Annotated in this window: 13 protein-coding genes; 12 read left to right on the top strand and 1 reads right to left on the bottom strand. The window is 72.3% G+C overall.

The annotated features are described in order from the left end of the window. Positions 1 to 82: 82 nt before the first annotated feature. Positions 83 to 1,339, top strand: coding sequence for a glucose-1-phosphate adenylyltransferase (gene glgC, locus LRS07_RS17945; protein WP_260499302.1), 1,257 nt, complete (start codon positions 83 to 85; stop codon positions 1,337 to 1,339). Positions 1,340 to 1,403: 64 nt separating this feature from the next. After that, a complete protein-coding gene (glgA, locus tag LRS07_RS17940) occupies positions 1,404 to 2,906 on the top strand; it encodes a glycogen synthase GlgA (protein ID WP_260499301.1) in 1,503 nt (500 codons plus the stop codon). On the opposite strand, the gene LRS07_RS17935 is transcribed toward glgA, so the two are convergent. After that, positions 2,882 to 3,793, bottom strand: coding sequence for a sensor histidine kinase (locus tag LRS07_RS17935; RefSeq protein WP_260499300.1), 912 nt, complete (start codon positions 3,791 to 3,793; stop codon positions 2,882 to 2,884). The genes glgA and LRS07_RS17935 overlap by 25 nt on opposite strands. A gap of 701 nt (positions 3,794 to 4,494) precedes the next feature. Here LRS07_RS17935 and LRS07_RS17930 point away from each other — a divergent pair. The 10 genes from LRS07_RS17930 to LRS07_RS17885 all read left to right on the top strand — a co-directional run bounded on the left by LRS07_RS17930 (position 4,495) and on the right by LRS07_RS17885 (position 18,903). Next, positions 4,495 to 8,679: an SdrD B-like domain-containing protein gene (locus LRS07_RS17930; RefSeq protein WP_260499299.1), complete on the top strand. Its 4,185-nt coding sequence runs from the start codon at positions 4,495 to 4,497 to the stop codon at positions 8,677 to 8,679. 33 nt (positions 8,680 to 8,712) lie between these two features. Further along, positions 8,713 to 9,390, top strand: a complete 678-nt coding sequence (locus LRS07_RS17925) for a PEP-CTERM sorting domain-containing protein (protein WP_260499298.1) — start codon at positions 8,713 to 8,715, stop codon at positions 9,388 to 9,390. Positions 9,391 to 9,553: 163 nt separating this feature from the next. Beyond that, on the top strand, positions 9,554 to 11,758 hold the full coding sequence (locus LRS07_RS17920) for a type I secretion system permease/ATPase (RefSeq protein WP_260499297.1): 2,205 nt from the start codon (positions 9,554 to 9,556) through the stop codon (positions 11,756 to 11,758). Further along, positions 11,755 to 13,065 carry an HlyD family type I secretion periplasmic adaptor subunit gene (locus LRS07_RS17915; protein WP_260499296.1) on the top strand — a complete coding sequence of 437 codons (1,311 nt, stop codon included), beginning with the start codon at positions 11,755 to 11,757 and terminating at the stop codon, positions 13,063 to 13,065. The genes LRS07_RS17920 and LRS07_RS17915 overlap by 4 nt, the downstream gene beginning before the upstream one ends. Beyond that, complete coding sequence (locus LRS07_RS17910; RefSeq protein ID WP_260499295.1) at positions 13,065 to 14,408, top strand: TolC family protein; 1,344 nt, start codon at positions 13,065 to 13,067, stop codon at positions 14,406 to 14,408. Before LRS07_RS17915 ends, LRS07_RS17910 begins: the two co-directional genes overlap by 1 nt. A 100-nt stretch (positions 14,409 to 14,508) precedes the next feature. Continuing rightward, entirely contained in the window at positions 14,509 to 15,054 is a 546-nt protein-coding gene (locus LRS07_RS17905; protein WP_260499294.1) for a GbsR/MarR family transcriptional regulator, read from the top strand. Positions 15,055 to 15,077: 23 nt separating this feature from the next. Next, positions 15,078 to 16,484 (top strand): cytochrome ubiquinol oxidase subunit I, encoded by a 1,407-nt coding sequence (locus tag LRS07_RS17900; protein ID WP_260499293.1) that lies wholly within the window; start codon positions 15,078 to 15,080, stop codon positions 16,482 to 16,484. 1 nt (position 16,485) lies between these two features. Then, positions 16,486 to 17,481 (top strand): cytochrome d ubiquinol oxidase subunit II, encoded by a 996-nt coding sequence (locus tag LRS07_RS17895; protein WP_260499292.1) that lies wholly within the window; start codon positions 16,486 to 16,488, stop codon positions 17,479 to 17,481. Between the two features lie 46 nt (positions 17,482 to 17,527). Then, complete coding sequence (locus LRS07_RS17890; RefSeq protein WP_260502207.1) at positions 17,528 to 18,211, top strand: cupin domain-containing protein; 684 nt, start codon at positions 17,528 to 17,530, stop codon at positions 18,209 to 18,211. Further along, positions 18,211 to 18,903, top strand: a complete 693-nt coding sequence (locus LRS07_RS17885) for a S1C family serine protease (RefSeq protein WP_260499291.1) — start codon at positions 18,211 to 18,213, stop codon at positions 18,901 to 18,903. The genes LRS07_RS17890 and LRS07_RS17885 overlap by 1 nt, the downstream gene beginning before the upstream one ends. The last annotated feature ends 2 nt before the right edge of the window (positions 18,904 to 18,905 follow it).

The following is an 18,905-nucleotide window of genomic DNA, read 5'->3' as shown; positions in this document are numbered from 1 at the left end:
GGCGCCGCGGTGCCCGGGCGCCTCCGGCCCCCGCTGAAACCTGCGGTTGCCGCTGGGCATCCGGCTTGCCCGCGATGGCCCAATGGCCACCCCGCTCGCCCGAACGCTCCAACTCCCCAAGCAGGCGGTGGCCCTCGTGCTGGCCGGTGGCCGCGGCAGCCGGCTGAAGAACCTGACCGACCGCCGGGCCAAGCCGGCGCTGTACTTCGGCGGCAAGTTCCGCATCATCGACTTCGCGCTGTCGAACTGCCTGAACTCGGGCATCCGGCGCATCGGCGTCATCACCCAGTACAAGAGCCACAGCCTGCTGCGCCACCTGCAGCGAGGCTGGGCCTTCCTGAAGCAGGAGCTGAACGAGTTCGTCGACCTGCTGCCGGCGCAGCAGCGCATCGACGAGGAGAGCTGGTACCGCGGGACCGCCGACGCCGTCTGGCAGAACCACGACATCATCCAGAGCTACCGCGCCGACTACGTCATCGTGCTGGCCGGCGATCACGTCTACAAGCAGAACTACGCGCTGATGCTGGCCGACCACGTGGCGCGTGGCTGCGAGGTCAGCGTCGGCTGCATCGAGGTGCCGCGCCGGGAGGCCTCCGGCTTCGGCGTGATGGCGGTGGACGCCGACTACCGCATCACCGATTTCGTCGAGAAGCCCGCCGACCCGCCGGCCATGCCCGGCAAGCCGGACATGGCGCTGGCCAGCATGGGCATCTACATCTTCAACGCCGCCTACCTGTTCCGCGAGCTGGCGCGCGACATCGACGACCCGGTGTCCGCCCACGACTTCGGCAAGGACATCATCCCGCGGGCGGTGCGGCTGGGCGTGGCCCAGGCCCATCCCTTCGCCGCCAGCTGCGTCACCAGCGGCGACGGCGCGCCCTACTGGCGAGACGTGGGCACCATCGACGCCTACTGGGACGCCAACATCGACCTGACCGCCACGCTGCCCGAACTCGACCTGTACGACCCGCGCTGGCCCATCCTGACCTACCAGCCGCAGCTGGCGCCGGCCAAGTTCGTGCATGACCAGCCCGGGCGGCGCGGCGTGGCGCTGCAGTCGCTGGTCTCCGGCGGCAGCATCATCAGCGGCGAGGTGCACAACTCGGTGCTGTTCTCCAGCGTGCGCACCGAGGTCCACAGCCAGGTCGACTGCGCCGTGCTGCTGCCCTACGTCGAGGTCGGCCGCGGCGCGCGGCTGAAGCGGGTGGTGGTCGACCGCAGCTGCGTCATCCCCGACGGCATGGTCATCGGCGAGGACCCGGCGGAGGACGAACGCCGCTTCGTGCGCAGCGAGGGCGGCATCACGCTGGTGACGCGGGACATGCTGGCGCGGTTGTAGCGCCATCGACGGGTCGTGATCCGCGGGCACACTGCGGCGCGTCGTTCCCCTCCGCCCTCCAACCATGAAGCTCCTGCACGTCGCCGCCGAGGTCTACCCGTGGTTGAAGACCGGCGGCCTGGCCGACGTGGTGGCGGCGCTGCCGGCGGCGCAGGCGGCGGCCGGCGACGAGGTGCGGCTGCTGCTGCCCGGCCACCCGGCGCTGCTGGACGCGCTGCACGGCCGCGAGCCGGTGGCCGAGCTGGGGCCGGCGTTCGACGCCGCGCGCGTGCGGCTGGTGCTCGGCCGGCTGGGGCCGCGCGGGCTGGCGGCCTACCTGATCGACGCGCCCTACCTCTACCGCCGCGGCGCCGGCCCCTACCAGGACGCGCGCGGCCTGGACTGGCCGGACAACCTGCAGCGCTTCGGCCTGCTCGGCTGGGTGGCCGCCCGGCTGGCCGCCGGCGAGCTGGACGAGCACTGGTCGCCCGAGGTGGTGCACGCCCACGACTGGCATGCCGCGCTGACCTGCGCCTACCTGGACGCGCACGCGCCGACGCCGGCCGCCAGCGTCTTCACCGTGCACAACCTGGCCTACCAGGGCCTGTTCCCGATGGCGTCCTTCCCGCGTCTCGGCCTGCCCCCGTCGTACGCGCAGCTGCAAGGGCTCGAGTTCCACGGCGAGCTCTCGTTCATGAAGGCCGGGCTGCTGTTCGCCGACCGGGTGACCACCGTCAGCCCCAGCTACGCCCGCGAGATCGCCACGCCGGCGTTCGGCTGCCAGCTCGACGGCGTTGTGCGCCACCGAGGCCCGGAGGTCAGCGGCATCCTCAACGGCGTCGACGACACGGTCTGGAACCCGGCGATCGATGCCGCGCTGGTGCAGACCTATGACGCCCGCGACCTGGCCGGCAAGGCCGCCTGCAAGCGCGCGCTGCAGGCCGAGATGGGGCTGGCCGACGACCCGAGCGCGCCGCTGTTCTGCATCGTCAGCCGCCTGACCGAGCAGAAGGGGCTCGACCTGGTGCTGGCCGCGCTGCCCGCGCTGCTCGACCGCGGCGGCCAGCTGGTGGTACAGGGCACCGGCGACGCGGCGCTGGTGCACGCCTTCGAGTCGGCCGCGTCGGCGCAGCCCGGTCGGGTGGCGGTGCGCATCCAGTACGACGAGGCCTGCGCCCACCGCATCGTCGCCGGGTCCGACGTCATCCTCGTGCCCAGCCGCTTCGAGCCCTGCGGGCTGACCCAGCTCTACGGCCTGCGCTACGGCACGCTGCCGCTGGTGCGCCGCGTCGGCGGCCTGGCCGACACGGTGCGCGACGCCGACGAGCAGCCGTCCCAGGGCACGGGGTTCGTCTTCGACGAGGCCACGGCCGAGGCCCTGGCCGACGCCATCGGCCGCGCCATGGCGGCCTGGGGCCGGCGCGAACACTGGCAGGCGCTGCAGCAGCGTGCCATGGCCGAGGACCCGTCGTGGGCGGCGGCGGCGCGGGCCTACCGCCCGGTGTACGAGGCCGCGCTCCACCGACGCCAGGCGCGCCGCGCGCCCATCGTCGGTGAAGCGCCTCAACCGGTCGGCAGCGCGACGTAGAAGGTCGCGCCTTCGCCCGGACGGGCTTCGGCGTGGATGCGCCCGCCGTGCTGCTGCACCACCCGGCGCACGATGGCCAGGCCGATGCCGGTGCCGCTGAACTCGTCCTCGCTGTGCAGGCGGCGGAAGGGCTCGAACAGCCGCTCGGCGCGCGCCATGTCGAAGCCGGCGCCGTTGTCGCGCACGCAGAAGCCGCTGCGGCCGTCGTCGGCCCAGGGCTGCACGGCGATGTGCGCCTCGTCACGGCGGCCGGTGTACTTCCAGGCGTTGCCGACAAGGTTCTCCAGCGCCAGGCGCAGCAGGCCGGGGTCGGCGTGCACCGGCAGCGGGTCGGCGATGTCGACGTGCACCCGGCGCCCCGGCTCCGCCGTCTGCAGCCGCTGGACCACCTCGCGCGCCATCGGCGCCAGGTCGAAGCTGCGGCACACCGGCTCGCGTCGGCCGACCTGCGCCAGCTTCATCAGCTCGTCCATCAGCGCGTCCATGCGGCCGGCGGCCTGCCGCACGCCGGACAGCAGGTGGCGGCCATCGGCGTCCAGCCGTTCACCGGCGCGCTCATCGAGCAGTTGGGCGAAGCCCTGCACCGCCCGCAGCGGCGCGCGCAGGTCGTGCGACACCGACACCGAGAACGCCTCCAGCGCCTCGTTGGCCTGCTCCAGCGCCGTGGTGCGTTCGCGCACCCGGCGCTCCAGGTCGTTGACCAGCGTCACGTTCTCCATCGCCACCGAGGTGGTGTCGGCCAGCGCCTGCAGCAGCGCCACCCGCTCCGGCGCCAGCGCCTGCGGACGGGCCCAGTAGGTGCCGATGGCGCCGATCGGGTCGTCCGGCCGGATCGGCACCATCACCAGGCTCTTGACGAAGGTCGGCCGGTAGGCGTCCAGCGGCACCCGGTCGTCCTGGTAGATGTCGGGGGATCACGGCCGGCCGGCGGTTGAGCATGACCCAGCCGCTGACGCAGCTCTCCATGGGGAAGCGGCGGCCCTTCCACAGCGGCTGGATGGCGTCCTCGTCCGCGTAGTGGCACAGGTCGCCCTCGCGCAGCACGACGGTGGCGCCGTCGGCGCCGGCCAGCGCCCGTGCGCCGCCGCGCACGATGGCGGTCAGGTCCTCAAGGCGGCGGGCCATCGACAGTCGCTGCACCAGTTGCAGCAGCAGAGAGAGCCCTTCGGCCTCCGAGGGGGTCGTCGAACGGTGCATCGCAGGTCCTGTTTCTTCTTCGCTCCCGACCGTCCGGCGGCGCCGTCGGGCCGCGCGTCGATGCGGCTGGCGTTGATCATAGGGGGGCGTTCGACACCGGCCCATCGGCCATCCGGTCGGCCGGCGTGCACATTGCCGCAGCCGGGGCCGACGCTGCCATCGCGATCGCGACGCGCGTTTTGTGGTGGGTGGACCACCCATTTGCGGGGAACGAGCCCGTTTGGGCGTTATTTCCCGCAATGATGTGCCGCTGCCCCGGGAGGCCGCCTCGAACCGCCGGGGCTTTCGCAGGAAGCCCCTTGCGGCGTGCCACCGCACCCCTTGCTCACGGGTTGTTACCGCAATACGCCATCCCTAGCATGCGACCCCTACAAATCGTTACGGGGGAGACATGGCGGTCCCAGTTCTCAATGGCGTGGTGCACTTGTGCGAGGACACCAGCAAATCGTTTGACATCGCCGATCTGCTGACCCAACTCGGCTACCCGCCGACTGGCGCCGTGAAGATCACCGCCATGCTGGCCGACGACGGCGGGACGCTGAAGCCCGTGCCGACCCAGATGGTGAGCCTGGTGGACAGCGACACCTTCTCGGTCAACGCCGCCGCCCGCCCCGACTGGTTCGGCCAGTTCAACACCCTCACGCTGACCGTCGACAGCGCGCCGAACTCGGTGCAGATCCGGCTGCAGGTGGTCGTCGACTCGGTCAACGACGCACCCGACGGCGCCGACAAGGACCTCGGCACGGTGACCGCGGCGGGCATCGTCCTGAACGAAGCGGACTTCGGCTTCTCCGATGCGCACGATGCCGCCGGCCCTGGCGGTGCGAACGCCTTCAAGTCGGTGCTGGTCACCAGCCTGCCGGGCGCGGGCTCGCTGCTGCTGGACGGCGTCGCCGTTCAGGCCGGCGACCAGATCCCGGTGCAGGCCATCCGCGACGGCCTGCTCAAGTACGTGCCGCCCACCGACAGCGCGGGCGAGGTGCAGTTCGGGTTCAAGGTGCAGGACGATGGCGGCACCGCCGGCTGCAACGCGTCCGACACCGATGCCAGCGCCAACTACCTGACCTTCCGCATCCCCTTCGCGAGCCTGGGCGACCGGGTGTGGTTCGACACCGACCGCGACGGTGTGCAGGACGACGGCGAGGCCGGCGCCGCCGGCGTCAAGGTCACGTTGATCGGCGGCGGCGTCGATGGCGTGATCGGCACGGCCGACGACACCGAGGTCAGCACGGTGACCGACGGTCTGGGCAACTACCGTTTCGATCACCTGACGCCCGGCACGCAGTACCAGGTGCAGTTCAGCGACCTGCCGGCCGACCACACCTTCACCAGCCGTGACGTCGGCGACGACGCCGCCGACTCCGACGCCGACACCGTCACCGGCAAGAGCCAGATCGTCACGCTGACCCCGGGCGAGCACAACCCGACGCTGGACGCCGGCCTGGTGACCAAGCCGGCCAGCCTGGGCGACCGGGTGTGGTTCGACGCCGACCGCGACGGCGTGCAGGACGACGGCGAGGCCGGCGCGGCCGGCGTCAAGGCGACGCTGATCGGCGGCGGCCTCGACGGTGTCATCGGCACGGCCGACGACACCGCCACCGTGGCGACCACCGATGCCAACGGCCTGTACAAGTTCGACGGCCTGATCGCCGGCACGCAGTACCAGGTGCAGTTCAGCGACCTGCCCGCTGGCTACCAGTTCACCTCGAAGGACGTGGGCGACGATGCTGCGGACTCCGACGCCGATGCGGTCACCGGCAAGAGCCAGATCGTCACGCTGGCGCCGGGCGAGCACAACCCGACGCTGGACGCCGGCCTGGTGACCAAGCTCGCCAGCCTGGGCGACCGGGTGTGGTTCGACGCCGACCGCGACGGCGTGCAGGACGACGGCGAGGCCGGCGCGGCCGGCGTCAAGGTGACGCTCATCGGCGGCGGCCTCGACGGTGTCATCGGCACGGCCGACGACACCGCCACCGTGGCGACCACCGATGCCAACGGCCTGTACAAGTTCGACGGCCTGATCGCCGGCACCCAGTACCAGGTGCAGTTCAGCGACCTGCCGACGGGTTACCAGTTCACCAAGAAGGACGTGGGCGACGACGCCGCCGACTCCGACGCCGACACGGTCAGCGGCAAGAGCCAGATCGTCACCCTCGCCCCGGGCGAGCACAACCCGACGCTGGACGCCGGCCTGGTGCAGGTCAAGACCGCCAAGCTGGGCGACCGCGTCTGGGTCGACTGCGACAACGACGGCATCCAGGACGCCGGCGAAGACGGCGTGGCCGGGGTGAAGGTCATCCTGCGCGGCGCAGGCAACGACGGTCTGTTCAACACCGCTGACGACGTCCTCGCCAGCACGACGACGAATTCGAACGGCAACTACCTGTTCGCCAACCTGGCCGCCGGCAAATACCAGGTCACCTTCGGCACGGTCGACGGCTACGACTTCGCCAAGCGCGACCAGGGGGCCGACGACGCCAGGGACTCGGACGCGGACACCACCACGGGCGTCAGCCAGGTCGTCACCCTGGCCGCCGGCGAAACCAACCTGACGGTCGACGCCGGCCTGGTCAAGGCGCCCAAGGGCAGCATCGGCGACCGCGTCTGGCTCGACTGCGACGGCGACGGCATCCAGGACTCGGGCGAGGACGGCGTGTGCGGCGTCAAGGTGACGCTGACCGGCGCCGGCAAGGACGGCACCTTCGGCACCGCCGACGACACCACCGCCGTCGACACCACCGACGCCTACGGCCGCTACCGCTTCGACAACCTGTCCGCCGGCAAGTACCAGGTCACCTTCGGCACGGTGGACGGCTACGACTTCACGCGCAGGGACCAGGGCGCCTACGACAGCAAGGACTCCGACGCCGACACCACCACCGGCAAGAGCCATGTCATCGACCTGGCCGCCGGCGAGGTGGACCTCACCGTGGACGCCGGCCTGGTCAAGGCGCCCAAGGGCAGCATCGGCGACCGCGTCTGGCTCGACTGCGACGGCGACGGCATCCAGGACTCGGGCGAGGACGGCGTGTGCGGCGTCAAGGTGACGCTGACCGGCGCCGGCAAGGACGGCACCTTCGGCACCGCCGACGACATCACCGCCGTCGACACCACCGACGCCTACGGCCGCTATCGCTTCGACAACCTCGCGGCCGGCAAGTACACCGTGACCTTCGGCACCATCGCCGGCCACGAGTTCACGCGCAAGGACCAGGGCGCCTACGACAGCAAGGACTCGGACGCCGGCAGCAACGGCAAGACCGACGTCATCACCCTGGCCGCCGGCGAGGTGAACCTCACCGTCGACGCCGGCCTGGTGGAGAAGGCCTGCGCCTCCATCGTCGGCTGCGATTCGATGTACGAGGGCACCAAGGCCAGCTTCAAGATCGAGCTGTCCAAGGCGGTGGCCTACGACACCAGGATCTGGGTCAGCGCCATCGACGGCACCGCCGACCGCACCAACGCCTGGGCCGGCAACCAGAAGATCACCGCGGGCGGCTACTACACCGAGTCGGCCGAGGGCAACAAGGCCTTCTGGGGCGAGTACTACGACCCTGCCACCGGCCTCAAGCACCAGAAGGCCACCGGCCCGTCGGACATGAGCGCCGACTACGCGATCTACGACACCGCGGGCAACCTCATCGGCAGCGCCGGCGGCTTCTGGGTCACGGTGCAGGCCGGCAAGACCAGCTCGGCCCTCTTCTCGGTGGAGGCCTGGAAGGAAGCGGTCTACGTCGACCGCGACGTCTTCCCCAACGGCAGCACCGCCTACAAGGAAGCCGCCTGGGAGTCGTTCACCCTCAAGCTGAGCAACAGCAGCAACGCCTCGGTGGACATCTGCGAGCCGACCAAGAAGGTCAGCATCGGCGACACCTCCACCTACTCGCTGTACAGCCCGATCGTGCTGGACCTGGACGGCAACGGCATCCAGACCACCGCGCTCATCGACAGCAAGGGCAGCTTCGACCTGCTGGGCACCGGCAAGGCCGTGCAGTCGGGCTGGATCTCCGCCGGTGACGCCTTCCTCGCGGTGGACGGCAATGCCAACGGCCGCATCGACGACATCCACGAGCTGTTCGGCGGCAAGAAGGGCGACGGCTTCGCCAAGCTGGCCAGCTTCGACAGCAACGGCGACGGCGTCGTCGACGCCCAGGACGCGCGCTTCGGCGAGCTGCGGGTGTGGCAGGACCTGGACGGCGACCACCAGACCGATGCGGGCGAGCTGCGCACGCTGGGCGAAGCCGGCATCGCCAGCCTGACGGTCGACTACCTGGACCAGGCCATCGACCAACTGGGCAACGTGCTGGGCGAGACCAGCACCGCCACCCGGGCCGACGGCAGCAGCCTGGCCATGGTCGACGTGTACTTCAACCTGTCCGCGGAGGACGCGGCCGCCGCGCCGGCGCTGGGTGACCTGCTCGGCAGCACCAACACGCTGCTGGACCAGGTGTTCGGGACGGCCAGCGCCAACAGCGCCGCGGTGTGCGATGGCGGTGGCAGCGAGGCCGAGGCCCTGCGCCAGCTCGCCGGACTCATGCAGCAACAGCAGCAGGCCGCGCAAGTCGCCGTCGGCTGACCCTCACTCCCTCCTCCCGTCGAAAGACCCGTCATGAAACTGCACATCCTCAAGACCCTGGCCCTGGCCGCCGCGCTGGCCTGCTCGGCGGCGCATGCCGACACGCTGAAGGTCAGCAACTACACCGGCGGCGGTGCCGCCGATGCCTTCAGCGGCGCCTTCCTCAACCTCGGCAGCTTCGACACCGTCACCACCCAGCCGTGGCAGGTGAGCAACCTCACCACCAACGGCAGCTTCGTCGCCTTCTGCCTGGAGCGGCTGGTGCCGGTGAGCGCGGCCGCCTTCGGCGCCGGCGAGACCTACACCGCGAGCGCCTACACCAGCGCCGCGGTGGTCAACCTGTTCAACGGGTTCTACGGCAGCGCCCTCACCAGTGCCAACAGCGCGGCGGCCTTCCAGCTGGCGTTGTGGGAACTGCTGGAAGACAGCGCCAACACCAAGGACCTGTTCGCCGGCAACTTCAACCTCACCGGCTACGACTTCAACCTGTCGACGGCCGACTTCGGCACCGCCACCACGCTGGCCACCAGCATGCTGGCCGGCACCGGCGCCGCCAGCGACAGCTACCAGCTGACGATGTGGGACGCCCGCGGTTCGCAGGACCTGATCTCCGCCGTCGCCGCGCCCATCCCCGAGCCGTCCACCTACGCCCTCATGGCAGGCGGCCTGGGCATCATGGGCTACCTCGCCCGCCGTCGCCGCCAGGCCTGATTCCGGGCCCGATGCGGCCGGCCGGCGGCCGCTGGAGCAGCCCCCTGCGAGCAGGGGGCTGCGTCGTTTCTGGCGTCGCTTTCCGGCACTTTTCGCTGCCTTCGCGCCGGGCCCGGCTGGCATCCTGCCCCGGCCCGGCCCCTGGGCTGGATGGAGACCCTGCTTGAGTTCCGCTGCCTGCCCCGCCGGCCTGAATCCCAGCCCCGACGACGCCGTGCCGCCGCCCGATGCGCTGCTGGCGGCCGTGCTGTTCCTGGCGCGGTTCCTCGGCCAGCCCAGCGAAGCCCAGGCGCTCGCGGCCGGGCTGCCGACCGCCGCCGATGGCCGGCTGCCGGTCGACACGCTGCCCGAGGTGCTGGCCCGCGCCGGCCTCTCGGCCACGCCGCTGGGCGTGGCGCCGCGGAAGGTCGCGCCGGCGATGCTGCCCGCGCTGCTGCACGACGGCCACGGCCGTGCGCTGGTGGTGCTGCAACGCGACGGGGACCGCTTCGAATGCCACCTGCCCGGCGTGCAGGGCGCACGATGGATGAACGTGGCCGAACTGCAGGCGGCCCTGCCCGATGCGCACTGGTCGGCCGTGCGCCCTGCCCTGTTCTTCGACGAACGCAGCCTGCTCTACACGTTGCCCCAGCCGCGGCGCTGGTTCTGGGACGTGTTCGGCCGCAACCGCTGGATCTTCCACTGGGCGCTGCTGGGCACGCTGGCGCTGAACGTCTTCGGTGCGCTGCTGCCGTTCTTCTCGATGGCGGTGTACGACCGGGTGGTGCCGAACAACGCGCTGGACAGCCTGTGGGTGCTGGGCGCCGCGGCGCTGGTGCTGGTGCTGTTCGAGCTGGCCACCAAGACACTGCGCGGCCACCTGGTCGAGTCGGCCGCCAAGCGCATGGACATCGCGCTGTCGTCGGCCATCTTCTCGCACTGCCTGAAGCTGCGGGCCGCGCAGCGGCCGGCCAGCGGCGGCGTGCTGGCCAACGTGGTGCGCGACTTCGAGGCGGTGCGCGAGTTCTTCGCCACCGGCACGCTGGCGCTGCTCGGCGACCTGCCGTTCGTGCTGCTCTTCCTGGTGCTCGTCGGCCTGGTGGGCGGCTGGCTGGTGGTCGTGCCGCTGGTGGCCATCCCGCTGCTGCTGGGCGTCAGCCTGGCGGTGCGCGGGCCGCTGGCCCGCCACGTCGCCACGTCGGCGCAGGCCAACGCCCAGCGGACTGCCCACCTGTTCGAGACGATGAACGGACTCGACACCGTGAAGGCGCTGGGCGCCGAGGCCTACAGCCGCCGCAAGTGGGAGCGGCTGACGCTGGCCATCGCGCAGGATGGCGTCGCCACGCGCGAGTTCGCCGCCACCGCCGGCCATGTCTCGGCGACGCTGGTGGCGCTGACCAACATCGCGCTGGTGGTGCTGGGTGCGGTGCTGATCGGCCACCAGCAGCTGACCATGGGCCAGCTCATCGCGGTGACCATGCTCTCCAGCCGTGCGCTGTCGCCGGTGGCGCAGATCGCCGGCCTGCTGGTGCGCTGGCAGCAGACGCGGCTGGCCTTCGGCGCCATCGACCAGGTCATGCGCGCGCCCACCGACGACCAGCAGGCCAGCCTGCAGGCACCGCCGCTGCAGGGCCGCATCGAATTCCGCGACGTGAGCTTCGCCTATCCCGACGCGTCGCCGCTGCTCGACGGGCTGAACCTGCGCATCCGCCCGGGCGAGAAGGTCGGCTTCATCGGCCGCCTCGGGTCGGGCAAGAGCACGCTGCTCAAGCTGTTGCTCAACCTGTACGCGCCGCAGACCGGCACCGTGCTGGTCGACGGGGTCGCCAGCACCCAGCTCGACGCGCTCAGCCTGCGCCGGCAACTGGGCTACGTGCCGCAGGACGTGACGCTGTTCCATGGCAGCCTGCGCGAGAACATCGAGCTCGGCCGCAGCGCGCCCGGCGGGCAGGGGCCCGACGCCGCGCTGCTGGAGGCGATCCGCTGCGCCGGCCTGGACGAGACCCTGACCCAGCTGCCCAAGGGCCTGGCCACGCCGGTGGGCGAACGCGGCGAGCGGCTGTCCGGCGGTCAGCGCCAGCAGGTGGCCATCGCCCGCGCGCTGCTCACGCGCCCGCCGGTGCTGCTGTTGGACGAGCCGAGCAGCATGATGGATCCGGCCTCCGAGCAGAAGCTGATCCAGCGCCTGCGCGGGCTGCAGGACACCACCGTGCTGCTGGTCACCCACCGCATGGCGATGCTGCCGCTGGTCGACCGCCTGGTGGTGATGGACCGTGGCCGCGTGCTCTTCGACGGTCCACGCGACGAGGTGCTGCGCGCCCTGGCGCAGACGCCGGCCGCCGCGCCGGTGCCGGCCCCCGGCCGCATGCCGGAAGAGGTGGCCGCATGAACGCGCTCGCGTCGCCGGCCGGCGTGCTGCAGGCCGACCTCGATGCCGGTCCGCGCCGGGCGGCGCTGTGGCTGACCGGCGTGCTGGCCGCCTTCCTCGCCGTCGGCGTGGGGTGGATGGCCTGGGCGCAGCTGGACGTGTCGGTGCAGGCGCGCGGCGCCGTGGTCGCCCCCAGCCGGGTGCAGGAGCTGCAGAGCCTGGAGGGTGGCATCGTGCGCGAGCTGCTGGTGCAGCCGGGCCAGGCGGTGCGCCGGGGCCAGCCGCTGGTGCGGCTGGACCGCGCGCAGTACGACGCCGAGCGCGGCGAGAGCCGGCTCACGCTGCTCGGCCTGTCCGCGGCCCGCACCCGCGCCGACGCGCTGCTGGCCGGCGCGCCGCCACGCTTCGACCCCGCCCTGGAACGGGAGGCGCCCGAGCTGGTGCGCGAGGAACGGCGGCTGTGGCAGGAGGCCCGCGAGGAGGCGCTGCGCGCCCAGCAGGCGGCGCAGGAGGCGGTGCACCGGCAGGAGGCCGAGCTGGCCGAGACGCGCACGCGCATCGACGCGCTGCAGCAGTCGCTGCGCGTCACCGAGGAAAGCCACGCCATCGAGGACCGGCTGTTCCGCGAAGGCGCGGGCAGCCGTGCCGACTACCTGACCGCGCAGCAGCGGCTGGTCTCCCAGCGCGGCGAGCTGGACACGCTGCGCCAGGCGGTGCCGCGGCTGAACGCCGCGCTGGCCGAGGCCCGTGCCCAGGCGGGCGCCACGCTGGCGCGCTACCGGGCGCAGTGGAGCACGCAGCGCGCCGAGCTGGAGTCGCGCGCGGCGGTGATGGGCCAGACCCTCAAGGGTCGCGAGGAGCGGCTGGAGCGCCGCGAGCTCGTCTCGCCGATGGACGGCATCGTCAACCGCGTCCTCATCCCCACCCGCAACGGCGTCGCCGCCCCCGGCGCCCCCATCCTGGAGATCGTGCCGGACGACGGCGGCATGAGCGTCACCGCGCGCGTCAAGCCGGCGGACATCGGCTTCCTGCACGCCGGCCAGAAGGCGGTGCTGCGCGTGCTGCCCTTCGACGACGCGGTCTACGGCAAGCTGCCCGCGGTGGTCGAACGGGTGGGCGCGGACACGCTGCTGGACGAGAACAAGCAGCCCTACTACGAGGTGCAGCTGCGCACCGAACGCGCGCAGCTCGAACACCACGGCCAGCGCCTGGCGCTGCAGCCCGGCATGCCGGTGGACGCCAGCATCCTCACCGCCAAGCGCAGCGTGCTGCAGTACCTGCTCAAGCCGGTGTTGAAGACGCTGGACGCCGCGCTGCAGGAACGCTGATGCGCCGCCTTCGACCGAGCGCCGTGCGCTGCCTGGCGTTGAGCCTGGCGTTGTGGGGCGGTGCGACCGGCGTGACGTCGGCACAGCCCGTGTCCGCGGCCGACGGCCTGCCCTGGCCGGAGCTGGTGTCGCGCGGCCTGGCCCGCGATTCGCAGTGGCGTGCCGCGCGCGAACAGGCCGAAGCGGCCGAAGCCCAGTGGGTGCAGGCGCGTTCGCGGCTGTACCCCCGTGCCGGCGTGACCGTCACCCGCGGCCAGTCGAGCGACGTGGACCTTGGCCAGCCGGTGGACCGACGCCGCGAGCGCAGCGAGGCCACCCTGCGCTGGAACCTGTTCAACGGCCTGGCCGACAAGAGCCTGATCGAGGCCACCGCGCTGGAGCGCGACGCCGCGCGCGTGGAGGCGCAGCGCGCCCGCGACGAGGCGGTGGAGCGCCTGGCCGAAGCCGCGGCCGACGTGCTGCGCCTGCAGCGCGTGCTGCAGCGCTCCAGCCAGCGGCTCGACGAGGTGCAGCGGCTCAGCGGGCTGGTGGTGCGCCAGGCGCAGGCGGGCAGGGGGTCGGAGGCCGACCTGCAACTGGCCGCCTCCGGCCTGGTCAACGCCCGCGTGGCGCACGACACGCTGCTCGCCGACCTGGCCGCCGCCCGGCTGAAGCTGGCGCTGCTGCTCGGCGAGCCGGCCGGCGCGCGGATCACCCCGGCGCGGTTCGACGCCCCACGGCTGTCCGCCGACGAGGCGGCCCGCCTGGCCGAGCAGGCGCCGCAGGCGGGCCCGGCGCACCGGGCCGCCGCCCTGCGGGCCGAGGCGGCGCGCAGGCGCCCGGGGCCGGTGGCGGCCGACTACCTGCCGAAGCTGGACCTCGACCTGCGCCGGCGGCTGTCGGAGAACACGCGGCCGCTGCCGACCACCACCACGCAGGGCAGCTGGTCCGTCGGCCTGACCTACGAGGTGCCGCTGGGCGGCGAGGCCGGTGCACGCCGCGACGAGGCGCTGCACCGGGCCGCGGCCGCAGCCGCCGAGGCCGAGCGCGTGGCGCTGGCGGTGCAGGTCGAGGCCGGCGGCGTGCGGCTGCGGCTGGCGCAGGCGGAGGAGGCGGTGCCGCTGCTGCAGCGCCAGGTCGACAGCCTGGCGGTGGTCGTCAACGCCAGCGAACTGCAGTACGAGGCCGGCCGCCGCAGCCTGCTGCAGCTGATGGACCTGCGCGACCAGCGCTTCGCGGCCGAGCAGCGACAGGCCGAGAACGACCAGCGGGTGCTGCTGTCGCGCCTGCGGCTGCTGTCGCTGGGCGGCGGCCTCGGCGCCGCGTTGGGCCTGCCGCCGCTGGACGGTCCCGCCGCGCCCTGAAACCCTCCCGGCCTGTCGCCGGACGGGCCTGAAGTTTCAGGAATTTCTGAAATCAGCATAGGATCGCGGCGCGTCGAAACGACGTGCCGACGCCTGTGCCATGCCCGCCCTCTCGCCCCTCGTCCACAGCTTCGTCTCCCACTTCGGCGAGATGGGCAGCCGCTGGGGCATCAACCGCACGGTGGGGCAGATCTACGCGCTGATCTTCGTCTCGCCGCGGCCGTTGAACGCCGACGAGATCGCCGAGTCGCTGGAGTTCTCGCGCTCGAACGTCAGCATGGGCCTGAAGGAACTTCAGGCCTGGCGGCTGGTCCGCCTGAAGCACCTGCCGGGCGACCGGCGCGAGTACTTCGAGGCCCCGGGCGATGCCTGGGAGGTCTTCCGCACCTTGGCCGAAGAACGCCGCCGGCGCGAGATCGAGCCGACACTGTCGATGCTGCGCAACGCGCTGCTCGACGCGCCGACCACCGACGAGGACCGCTTCGCCCAGGAGCGCATGAAGGGCATGCACGACCTGATCGAGCTGATGACCACCTGGTTCGACGACGTCCAGCGCCTGGACGCGAAGACGCTGGCGCAGCTGATGAAGATGGGCAGCAAGGTGCAGAAGCTGCTCAGCTTCGCCGGCAAGGGCAAGACCGCCTGAACGCCTGAACGCGAGGAACCGCCATGGACCCGCTCATCCTGTCGCGCCTGCAGTTCGCGGCCAACATCAGCTTCCACATCCTGTTCCCGACCATCACCATCGCGCTGGGCTGGCTGCTGCTCTTCTTCCGCTGGCGCTGGCTGCGCACCCGCGACGAGGCCTGGCTGGCGGCGTGGCGCTTCTGGACCAAGGTGTTCGCGCTCAGCTTCGCGCTCGGCGTGGTCAGCGGCATCACCATGAGCTTCCAGTTCGGCACCAACTGGCCCGGCTTCATGGAGAAGGTGGGCAACGTGGCCGGGCCGCTGCTGGGCTACGAGGTGCTGACCGCCTTCTTCCTCGAGGCCACCTTCCTCGGCGTGATGCTGTTCGGCAGCGGCCGGGTGTCGGAGCGGGTGCACTTCCTGGCCACCTTCCTGGTCGCCTTCGGCACCACGATGAGCGCCTTCTGGATCCTCGCGCTCAACTCCTGGATGCAGACCCCGGCCGGGCACGAGGTCCTCAATGGCGAGTTCTTCGTGCGGTCGTGGTGGGCGGTGATCTTCAACCCGTCCTTCCCCTACCGCTTCACGCACATGCTGCTGGCGTCGTTCCTCACGGCGTCCTTCCTGCTGTGCGGGCTGTGCGCCTGGCAGCTGCTCAAAGGCACCGCCGACGCCGCCACCGGCCGGGTGCTGCGCACCGGCCTCACCGTGGCCGCGCTGGTCATCCCGGTGCAGATCTTCGTCGGCGACTTGCACGGGCTCAACACGCTGGAGCACCAGCCGCAGAAGATCGCCGCGATGGAGGGCATCTGGAAGACCGAACGCGGCGCGCCGCTGCTGCTCTTCGGCTGGCCGGACGAGGCGGCACGCGAGAACCGCTTCGCCCTCGGCATCCCCAAGGCGGCCAGCCTCATCCTCGGCCATTCGCTGGACGCCGAGATCCGCGGCCTCGACGAGTTCGAGGGCGTGCACCCGCCGGTGGCGCCGCTGTTCTGGGGCTTCCGCGTGATGGTGGGCACCGGCCTGCTGATGCTGGCCGTCAGCTGGGGCGGCTGGTGGCTGTACCGCCGCGCGCAATGGCGGCCCGACCGCCTGCCGCGGCCGCTGCTGTGGGGCCTGGCCGGCATGACCTTCTCCGGCTGGGTGGCCACGCTGGCCGGCTGGTACGTCACCGAGATCGGCCGCCAGCCCTTCATCGTCCACGGCCTGCTGCGCACCGCCGACGTCGTCACCACCACACCGGCGCCGCACATCGCGCTCACGCTGGCCGGCTACGTCACGCTGTACCTGGCGCTCATCGTGGCCTACGTCACCGTGCTCAAGTACCTGGCCGAACACACCGCCGAGGCGAAGTCGCAGCCGGTCCACTCCGCCGAGGCGGTGGCCGCGGTCGCCGAGGACGGCGCCGACGCCAAGCGGCCGCTGAAGCCGGCGCCGGAGGGCCGCTGAGATGACCTGGTCCTATGCGCTTCCCGTGGTCTTCATGGCCCTGATGGGCCTGTCCATGCTGGTCTACGTGGTGCTCGACGGCTTCGACCTCGGCGTCGGCCTGCTGCTGCCGCGCGCCGACGACGCCGACAAGGACGTGATGGTGGCCTCCATCGGCCCCTTCTGGGACGCCAACGAGACCTGGCTGGTGCTGGGCGTGGGCATCCTGCTGGTGGCCTTTCCTAAGGCGCACGGCGTCGTGCTGCAGGCGCTGTACCTGCCGGTGGCGCTGATGCTGCTCGGGCTGGTGCTGCGCGGCGTCGCCTTCGACTTCCGCGTCAAGGCGCGCGACCGCCACAAGCCGCTGTGGAACCGTGCCTTCGCCGCCGGTTCGGCGCTGGCCGCGCTGGCCCAGGGCTGGATGCTCGGCCGCTACATCACCGGCTTCGAGAGCGGCTGGGGCTTCACCTGCTTCGCCGCCGCCATCGCGCTGTGCCTGCCGGCGGCGTACGTGCTGCTCGGCGCCTGCTGGCTGATCCTCAAGACCGAGGGCGACCTGCAGCGCCGCGCGGTGGACTGGGCCAAGCTGGCCTGGTGGCCGCTGGTGCTCGGCATGGGCCTGATCTCGCTGGCGACGCCGCTGGTCAGCGAGACGGTGCGCGAGCGCTGGTTCGCCATGCCGGCGCTGATCGCGCTGCTGCCCATCCCGCTGGCCACCGTCGGCGCGCTGCTGGCGGTGCGCTGGGTGCTCGGCCGCCCGCAGGTGCTGGGCCGCTGGTGCGCGCTGCCCTTCGCCGGCGTGGTGGCGGTGTTCCTGCTCGGCGCCATCGGCCTGGCCTACAGCCTCTACCCCTTCGTGGTGATGGACCGGCTGACGCTGTGGCAGGCCGCCAGCGCGACCGAGTCGCTGGCCGTCATCGCGGTGGGCACCGCCATCACCGTGCCGGCGATCGCCGCCTACACCGTGTTTTCCTACCGGGTGTTCTGGGGCAAGGCCGGGGCGCTCACCTACGGCTGATCGCGGCGGCGGATCGGCGTGCCGCCCCGGGTCCTACACTGCGGTCGTGAGGTCAGACGGGAGCACGACGGCGACGATGGGTGGGCAGCGCAGCAACCGGCCGTCCGGCGGTGCGCCGCCCGCCCACCTTGCCTGGCTGGCCGGCGCGGCCGGGCTGCTGGGCGGCTGCGCCGCACCCCCGACCGCACCACCGGCCACCCCGTCGCTGCCCGCCTACTCGGCCCCCGCCACCGGGCCCACCGCGCGGCTGGTCATGCGCGGCACGCTGCCGGCCGGCCGGGTCTATGCCGTCACCGTCTACGACGACCCCGAGCAGTGCACCGGCGTGCGCACCATCGGCTCCGGCAGCGCCGGCAAGCACCCGGACAGCACGCTGCTCGCCGCCGGCCGGCTGACCACGCTGGAGTTCGTGCTGGTCAAGCCGGGCCAGGGCGCCTGCCCGGTGCGCTGGACCTTCACCCCCCAGGCCGGCCGCACCTACCTGCTGAGCGGCAGCGAGACCGCGCAGGGCTGCGTCGCCGGCGTGCTGGACATGACCGACCCCGAACGCATCCGCCCCGACGCCGGCGCCCGCCGCCGCAACCCGCTGGGCACCGGCGCCCGCTGCCTGCCGCTGGCGCAGTCGCCACTGGCCCAGCTGGCGCAGGCCGGCGCGGCGGGCGACGACGCGGTGCTGCGGCCCAACGCCACCGCCGACGACCTGAAGGGCCTGATCGAGGGCGGCCGGTGATGGCGCGCCGCCATGCCGCCTGGGTGGCCGGGATGCTGTGGTCAGTGGGGGTGGGCACCGCCTCGACGCAGCCGCTGTCGCCCACCGAGCTCTACGCCAAGGCGGCGCCCAGCGTGTGGCGGGTGCAGACCTACGACGCCGACAACCTGCCGCTGGGCCTGGGCAGCGGCGTGGTGGTCGAGACCGAGGCGCTGGTCACCAACTGCCATGTGCTGGCCAAGGCGCGCCGGGTGACGGTGCGGCGCGAGGGCGGCCGGCCGCTGCCGGCGCGGCTGGTGCAGTGGGACCCGCCGCGCGACGTGTGCCGGCTGCAGGTGCCCGGCCTCGCGGCGCCGGCGGTCGAACTGGTCGACAGCGCTCAGCTGCAGGTCGGCCAGCCGGTCTATGCCATCGGCAACCCGAAGGGCCTGGACCTGACGATGAGCGCCGGCCTGCTGTCCTCCATCCGCCGCAACGACCGCCAGCAGACCGTGCTGCTGCAGACCTCCGCGGCCATCAGCGGCGGCTCCAGCGGCGGTGGTCTCTTCGACGACCAGGGCCGGCTGATCGGCCTGACCACCATCGGCTCGGTGGTGGGCGATGCGCAGAACCTCAACTTCGCCATCCCGGCCGAGTGGGTGCGCGACCTGCCGCGGCGCCACGCGCTGGGGCAGGCGCCGCGCGGCGCGGCCAGCGGCCCGGCGACCCCCTGAAA

It is taken from the genome of Aquabacterium sp. J223, assembly GCF_024666615.1.
Lineage (GTDB): Bacteria > Pseudomonadota > Gammaproteobacteria > Burkholderiales > Burkholderiaceae_C > J223.
This window is presented reverse-complemented; position numbering and strand designations above follow the sequence as displayed.

What these genes read in the sequence shown, in the direction of transcription:
- glgC (WP_260499302.1), top strand. Translation starts at nt 83, where the DNA reads ATGGCCACCCCGCTCGCCCGAACGCTCCAACTCCCCAAGCAGGCGGTG.
- glgA (WP_260499301.1), top strand. Translation starts at nt 1,404, where the DNA reads ATGAAGCTCCTGCACGTCGCCGCCGAGGTCTACCCGTGGTTGAAGACC.
- LRS07_RS17930 (WP_260499299.1), top strand. Translation starts at nt 4,495, where the DNA reads ATGGCGGTCCCAGTTCTCAATGGCGTGGTGCACTTGTGCGAGGACACC.
- LRS07_RS17925 (WP_260499298.1), top strand. Translation starts at nt 8,713, where the DNA reads ATGAAACTGCACATCCTCAAGACCCTGGCCCTGGCCGCCGCGCTGGCC.
- LRS07_RS17915 (WP_260499296.1), top strand. Translation starts at nt 11,755, where the DNA reads ATGAACGCGCTCGCGTCGCCGGCCGGCGTGCTGCAGGCCGACCTCGAT.
- LRS07_RS17910 (WP_260499295.1), top strand. Translation starts at nt 13,065, where the DNA reads ATGCGCCGCCTTCGACCGAGCGCCGTGCGCTGCCTGGCGTTGAGCCTG.
- LRS07_RS17905 (WP_260499294.1), top strand. Translation starts at nt 14,509, where the DNA reads ATGCCCGCCCTCTCGCCCCTCGTCCACAGCTTCGTCTCCCACTTCGGC.
- LRS07_RS17900 (WP_260499293.1), top strand. Translation starts at nt 15,078, where the DNA reads ATGGACCCGCTCATCCTGTCGCGCCTGCAGTTCGCGGCCAACATCAGC.
- LRS07_RS17895 (WP_260499292.1), top strand. Translation starts at nt 16,486, where the DNA reads ATGACCTGGTCCTATGCGCTTCCCGTGGTCTTCATGGCCCTGATGGGC.
- LRS07_RS17885 (WP_260499291.1), top strand. Translation starts at nt 18,211, where the DNA reads ATGGCGCGCCGCCATGCCGCCTGGGTGGCCGGGATGCTGTGGTCAGTG.